Annotated in this window: 8 protein-coding genes; all 8 read left to right on the top strand. The window is 68.8% G+C overall.

Going from position 1 to position 6,606, the window contains the following annotated elements; translation table 11 throughout:
- On the top strand, positions 1-343 hold a 343-nt coding region (locus AC1D12_RS20770), incomplete at its 5' end, for a winged helix-turn-helix domain-containing protein (RefSeq protein WP_477842559.1).
- Entirely contained in the window at positions 340-1,656 is a 1,317-nt protein-coding gene (locus AC1D12_RS20765) for a sensor histidine kinase (protein WP_477842557.1), read from the top strand. The genes AC1D12_RS20770 and AC1D12_RS20765, both read left to right, overlap by 4 nt.
- Positions 1,657-1,777: 121 nt before the next feature.
- A complete protein-coding gene (gene tssA / locus AC1D12_RS20760) occupies positions 1,778-2,800 on the top strand; it encodes a type VI secretion system protein TssA (protein WP_477842555.1) in 1,023 nt (340 codons plus the stop codon).
- Between the two features lie 27 nt (positions 2,801-2,827).
- Positions 2,828-3,337 (top strand): type VI secretion system contractile sheath small subunit, encoded by a 510-nt coding sequence (gene tssB / locus AC1D12_RS20755; protein ID WP_047503160.1) that lies wholly within the window; start codon positions 2,828-2,830, stop codon positions 3,335-3,337.
- A 25-nt stretch (positions 3,338-3,362) separates the two neighbouring features.
- Entirely contained in the window at positions 3,363-4,856 is a 1,494-nt protein-coding gene (tssC, locus tag AC1D12_RS20750; RefSeq protein ID WP_477842553.1) for a type VI secretion system contractile sheath large subunit, read from the top strand.
- Positions 4,857-5,040: 184 nt separating this feature from the next.
- Positions 5,041-5,523 carry an Hcp family type VI secretion system effector gene (locus AC1D12_RS20745; protein WP_047503163.1) on the top strand — a complete coding sequence of 161 codons (483 nt, stop codon included), beginning with the start codon at positions 5,041-5,043 and terminating at the stop codon, positions 5,521-5,523.
- A 118-nt stretch (positions 5,524-5,641) separates the two neighbouring features.
- A complete protein-coding gene (locus tag AC1D12_RS20740; RefSeq protein WP_047503164.1) occupies positions 5,642-6,130 on the top strand; it encodes an Hcp family type VI secretion system effector in 489 nt (162 codons plus the stop codon).
- A 1-nt stretch (position 6,131) separates the two neighbouring features.
- The coding region (locus AC1D12_RS20735; RefSeq protein WP_477842551.1) for a tetratricopeptide repeat protein at positions 6,132-6,606 on the top strand (475 nt) is incomplete at its 3' end.

Genomic DNA, 6,606 nt, shown 5'->3' with positions numbered 1-6,606 from the left:
GCCGGTCTCGCTGCGCCTGGGCGTCGCGACCGTGCTGTCGTTCGACGGCCTGCAGATCGACCTCGAACGCCGCGAGGCGCGCCGCGACGGCCTGGCCGTCGAGCTGACCAGCATGGAGTTCGAGCTGCTCGCGCTGCTGGCGAAGATGCCGGGCAAGGTGTTCTCGCGCGAGGAGATCCTCGAGCAGCTGCGCGGCCAGTCCGCCGACGACCTCGTCACCCGCGCGGTCGACATCCTCGTGAGCCGGTTGCGCAAGAAGCTCGAACCGCTGGACTGCATCAAGACGCTGCGCAATGCGGGCTACCGCTTCGCGGCCGGCCGCACCGGGAACCGCGCCCCGTGAACCGCTGGTCCCGGCCCTGGCACCAGGCCCGCCAGCGTGTGAAGCACTCGCTGAAATGGAAGCTGGTGCGGCTGTTCCTGCTGCTGGCCATCGGCACCACCGTGATCTTCCTGGTCGGCATGAAGGAGGTGGTGCGCCTGGGCTGGCAGGGCTGGGGCCGGCCGCTGCTGTCCGACTACGTCACGCTGCTGGCCGCCGACATCGGCACGCCCCCCGACATCGAGCGCGCCAAGGCGCTGGTCGCGCGGCTGCCGATCTCGCTGCACATCGACGGGCCGCAGGTGCAGTGGGATTCGCACCCGCAGCGCTCGGCCCCGTGGCAGCGCATCCCGTCGCCCGGCAACCCGGAAGGCATGGTGCACATCCGCACGCTGGCCGACGGCCACCGGCTGGTGTTCGGCCTCGCGCCGCCCGGCCCGGCCTCGCACCCGAAGTGGGTCGGCTGGGGCACRCTGACGCTGCTGCTGGTGATCACCTGGCTGGCGTTCTCCCATGTGCGGCGGCTGATGCGCCCGCTCGACGACATCCGCGCCGGCGCGATCCGCTTCGGGCGCGGCGAGTTCGACGAGCCGATCCCGGTGCGGCGCGACGACGAGCTCGGCGAGCTGGCCCGCCAGGTCAACACGATGGCCACCGAGATCCGCGCGATGCTCGACGCCAAGCGCGGCCTGCTGCTGTCCATCAGCCACGAGCTGCGCTCGCCGCTGACGCGGGCGCGGGTGAATGCCGAGCTGGTCGACGACAGCCCGGAGCGCACCGCGCTACTGCGCGACCTAGCCGAGATGCGCGACCTGGTCAGCGACCTGCTGGAGAGCGAGCGCCTGGCGTCCGGCCATGCCGCGCTGCAGCGCGAGCCGACCGACCTGAATGCGCTGGTCGCCGACACGCTGGCGACACATTTCGCGGGCCAGGCGGTCGGGCAGYAGCTGGCGCCGGGGCTGCCGATGCTGGCGCTCGACCGCATGCGGCTGCGGCTGCTGCTGCGCAACGCGGTCGACAACGCGCTGCGCCACGCGGCCGACGCGCCGCGGCCGCCGGTCGTCACCACCCGGCTCGGGGATGACGGCAGCGTGACGCTCGCGGTGCGCGACCACGGCCCCGGCGTGCCGCCGGAGCAGCTGGCGCAGCTCAGCCAGGCCTTCTACCGGCTCGACCRCTCGCGCCAGCGCGCCACCGGCGGCGTCGGCCTCGGGCTGTACCTGTGCCGGCTGGTCGCGCAGGCGCACGGCAGCGCGCTGCAGATCCGCGCGGCCGAACCGGGGCTGGAGGTGTCGGTCCGGTTCGACGCCAACCCCCTGGACGCGGGGGCATGAAGGGGCCCGAACGGGGTATGAACGGGGCCGGAACGTGAAGAAGTGACTTTCGGCAGATGTGGAGGGCTGCCCTCCTTTCTAGAGTGCACCCCATCGTCACTGTCTGCCGTCCCGCACCTCCATGAACGCCCTCCCCGTCGAAGAACTGCTGTCGCCGCTCTCCGACGACGCGCCGTGCGGGCCGGACCTGGAGTACGACCCGGCATTCCTCGCACTGGAAGAAGCCTCGCGCGGCAAGCCCGAGCAGCAGTTCGGCGACACCGTGATCCCGGCCGAACAACCCGACTGGCGCGCCGTCTTCGAGCAGGCCCGGGCGCTGGCCGAACGCACCCGCGACCTGCGCGTGGCCGTGCTGCTGGCCCGCGCCGGCGCCCGCCAGCACGGCGTGACGGCCTATGCGGGCGCGTTGGCGCTGATCRCCGGCCTGCTGGAACGCCACTGGGAGCATGCCTACCCGCTGCTCGACGCCGACGACAACAACGACCCGACGATGCGCCTGAATGCGCTGGCGCCGCTGGTCGACCCCACGTTCGGCCTGGCCGACCTGCGCCACGCCCCGGTGGGCGGCGGCCGCTCGCAGCTGACCGTGCGCCAGATCGAACTCGCCGCCGGCAAGGCCCAGCCCGGCAGCAGCGAATCCGTGCCCAGCCCCGAAGGCGTGCAGCAGGCCCTGAAGGCCGCCGAGGCGCAGACCCCCGGCACGCTGGCCGCGCTGCAGCAGACCGGCGACGAGATGGCCCGCATCGAAGCGGTGCTGATCGACAAGGTCGGCGGCAGCCAGGGCCCCGAGCTGCGCCCGCTGCGGGTGCTCGCGCAATGCCTGGCGAGCGCTGCGGCGCAGGCCGTGGCCGCCGAGGGCGAAGCCGCCGCCGGATCGGCAGATGCGGCCGGCGGCGATGGCGCTGCGGCCGCCACGGGCGGCAGCGCCGTCGCGGTCGGCGCGCTGCGCAGCCGCGAAGACGTGAGCCGCACGCTCGACCGTGTCTGCGAATGGATCGAACGCAACGAACCCAGCAACCCGGCGCCGCTGCTGATCCGCCGCGCACAGCGGCTGATGGGCAAGAATTTCATGGACATCATCCGCGACCTCGCGTCCGACGGCCTCGGCCAGGTCGAACGCATCGCCGGCAGTCCCGACCAGTAAACCGAACCCGCCCCAGAGGAGTCCACCATGGCCACCAGCAGTCAGAAATTCATCGCCCGCAACCGCGCGCCGCGCGTCCAGATCGAATACGACGTGGAGCTCTACGGCGCCGAGAAGAAGGTGCAGCTGCCCTTCGTGATGGGCGTGCTGTCCGACCTGTCGGGCAAGCCGGCCGACCCGCTCGCGCCGGTGGCCGACCGCAAGTTCCTCGAGTTCGATGTCGACAACTTCGACAGCCGCATGAAGTCGATGAAGCCGCGCGTCGCGTTCCAGGTGCCCAACACGCTGACCGGCGAGGGCAACGTCAGCGTCGACCTCACCTTCAACAGCATGGACGACTTCTCGCCGGCTGCCGTGGCGCGCAACAACGACGCGCTGCGCAAGCTGCTCGAGGCGCGCCAGCAGCTGTCCAACCTGATCACCTACATGGACGGCAAGAGCGGCGCCGAGGAACTGCTGGCCAAGGTGATGGCCGACCCGGCACTGCTGAACAGCCTGGCCGGGGCCAAGAAGGCCGACGAGCCGAAGGCCGAGTAAGCGCGCAGCGACACAGGAGAAAGACATGGCAGAAGCACAGAACCAATCCTCCGCGCTGCAGGGCGTCGAATTCCAGGGCGGCGATTTCGCGAGCCTGCTGAACAAGGAATTCAAGCCGAAGAGCGAAGAGGCGAAATCCGCGGTCGAGACCGCGATCCTCACGCTCGCGCAGCAGGCGCTGTCGCAGACCAAGCTGATCGGCAACGATGTCGTCAACTCGATCGAGGCGATGATCGCCGAGCTCGACAAGAAGCTCAGCGAGCAGATCAACCTGATCATGCACCACCCCGATTTCCAGCAGCTGGAAAGCGCGTGGCGCGGGCTGCACCACCTCGTCAACAACACCGAGACCGACGAGCAGCTGAAGATCCGCGTGATGAACATCAGCAAGAACGAGCTCGGCAAGACGCTCAAGCGCTACAAGGGCACGGCCTGGGACCAGAGCCCGATCTTCAAGCGCGTCTATGAAGAAGAATTCGGCCAGTTCGGCGGCGAGCCGTTCGGCTGCCTGGTCGGCGACTACTACTTCGGCCAGACCCCGCCCGACGTCGAGCTGCTGGGCGAGATGGCCAAGGTGTCGGCCTCGGCCCACACCCCGTTCATCGCCGCCGCCGACCCGAGCCTGATGCAGATGGGCTCGTGGCAGGAGCTGGCGAACCCGCGCGACCTGAGCAAGATCTTCACGACGCCGGAGTACGCCGCATGGCGCTCGCTGCGCGAATCGGACGACGCCCGCTACATCGGCCTCGCGATGCCGCGCTTCCTGGCGCGCATCCCGTACGGCGCGAAAACCAACCCGGTCGAGGCGTTCAACTTCGAGGAAGACACMGGCAGCGCCGACCACACCAAGTACACCTGGGCGAACTCGGCGTACGCGATGGCGGTCAACATCAATCGTTCTTTCAAGCAATATGGCTGGTGCTCCCGCATCCGCGGCATCGAATCCGGCGGCGCGGTCGAGGGCCTGCCCACGCACACCTTCCCGACCGATGACGGCGGCGTCGACATGAAGTGCCCGACCGAGATCGCGATCAGCGACCGGCGCGAGGCCGAGCTCGCGCGCAACGGCTTCATGCCGCTGGTGCACCGCAAGAACTCCGACTTCGCGGCCTTCATCGGCGCGCAGTCGCTGCAGAAGCCGGCCGAGTACGACGACCCGGACGCCTCGGCCAACGCCAACCTGGCGGCACGCCTGCCGTACCTGTTCGCGACCTGCCGCTTCGCGCACTACCTGAAGTGCATCGTGCGCGACAAGGTGGGCTCGTTCAAGGAGCGCGACGAGGTGCAGCGCTGGCTGCAGGACTGGATCATGAACTACGTGGACGGGGATCCCGCCCACTCGTCGGAAGACACCAAGGCGCGCCGCCCGCTGGCGGCCGCCGAGGTGGTGGTGGAAGACGTCGAGGGCAACCCGGGCTACTACAGCTCGAAGTTCTTCCTGCGCCCCCACTACCAGCTGGAAGGTTTGACAGTGTCTCTGCGCCTGGTGTCGAAGCTGCCCTCGCAGAAGGTGGCCTGACCAGGAGCAGGAAAGCGTGGCCGGCGTGGAACCTCCCACGGCGCGCCACGCGCATCGCAGCCCGGGAGGTTCAGCTTGCCGGGAACGAAACAGAAACGCCGGGCGCACGACGGAATACCCAGACGTCGTGGCACCCCTCCCCGGCATCCCACAAGCGGGTCAACTTAGTTGAAGGAGAAGCATCATGGCTGTAGACATGTTCATCAAGATCGGTGACATCAAGGGCGAGTCGAAGGACAGCTCGCACAAGGACGAGATCGACGTCCTGGCATGGAACTGGGGCTGCGCCCAGACTGCCTCGTTCGGCAACGGCGCCGGCGGCGGTTCGGGCAAGGTCAGCATCCAGGACCTGTCGCTGACCAAGTACGTCGACGCGTCGTCGACCGCACTGGCGATGGCCAGCTTCAAGGGCACGCACATCAAGCAGGCCGTGCTGACCGTGCGCAAGGCCGGCGACAAGCCGCTCGAGTACATCAAGATCACGCTCGACAGCGTCATCGTGTCGTCGCTGTCCACCGGCGGCAGCGGTGGCGAAGACCGGCTGACGGAAAACATCAGCCTGAACTTCGCGAAGTTCAAGATGGAATACACCACGCAGTCRGACACCGGCGGCAAGGGTTCCACCAGCACCGTCGGCATCGACAAAGAGAAGAACTTGGTCAGCTGACCGGCCGCAGGCTTCCTGCGTGCGCCACGGATCGGCCTTCGGGCCGTTTCGTGGCGATCCCGTTTGCGTGACTTTTCGTCGCTCACCCCCATTCGAATAACGCCAGCAAGGAAAGACCATGGGCAAGTCCGACATGTACCTGAAGGTCGAAGGCGCGGCGCAGGGCCCGATCAAGGGCGAATCGCGCGACACCAACCACACCGACGAGATCGAGGTCATCGGTTGGAGCTGGGGCCTGGACGGCAATGCGACGGCCTTCGGCAGCGCGACCGCCCGCACGACGATGCAGGAGCTGATCGTGCGCAAGCGCGTCGACTCGGCCAGCACCGGCCTGATGTCGGCCCTGCGCAGCAATGAACTCATCAAGAAGGCGACGCTGTCGGTGCACAAGGCCGGCGGCGCCGCGTCGATCGCGTACCTGACGATCACCGTCGAGAAGGCGCGCATCCTGTCGCACCGGCTGCGCAACGAGACCGACGGCGCGCCGGAACTGGTCGAGGAGTTCCGCATCGCCTTCTTCAAGGTGAAGGTCGAGTACCGCTCGCAGGACCTCGCCGGCGCCGCCAAGGGCGTCAACACCTTCGAAAACGAAGTGACGGCGGCTTGAAATGACACCCGTCCAAGCTGCGGAACAGGCCCTGAAAGAGGGCCGCACCGATGCCGCGCTGAAGAGCCTGCAGGATGGCGTGCGCGCCAAGCCGGCCGACCCGAAGCTGCGCGTCTTCCTGTTCCAGCTGCTGTGCGTGCTCGGCCAGTGGCCGCGCGCGATGACGCAGCTGGAGGTGTGCGGCGAGCTCGACGCCTCGACGCTGCCGATGGTCAACACCTACCGCGAGGCGCTGAAGTGCGAGACGCTGCGCGAGGCGGTGTTCGCCGGCAAGACCACGCCGATGGTGTTCGGCCGGCCGCAGGCCTGGGTGGCCTGGCTGGTCGAGGCGCTGATGGCCGATGCGCGCGGCGACGCGGCGCTGGCCGCCAAGCTGCGCGCCGATGCCTTCGAGGCCGCGCCGCCGACGCCGGGCACGCTGAACGGCCAGCCGTTCGACTGGATCGCCGATGCCGATTCGCGGCTCGGCCCGGTGC

The sequence above is a fragment of the Rhizobacter sp. P1_G5 genome (assembly GCF_056405435.1).
This window is presented reverse-complemented; position numbering and strand designations above follow the sequence as displayed.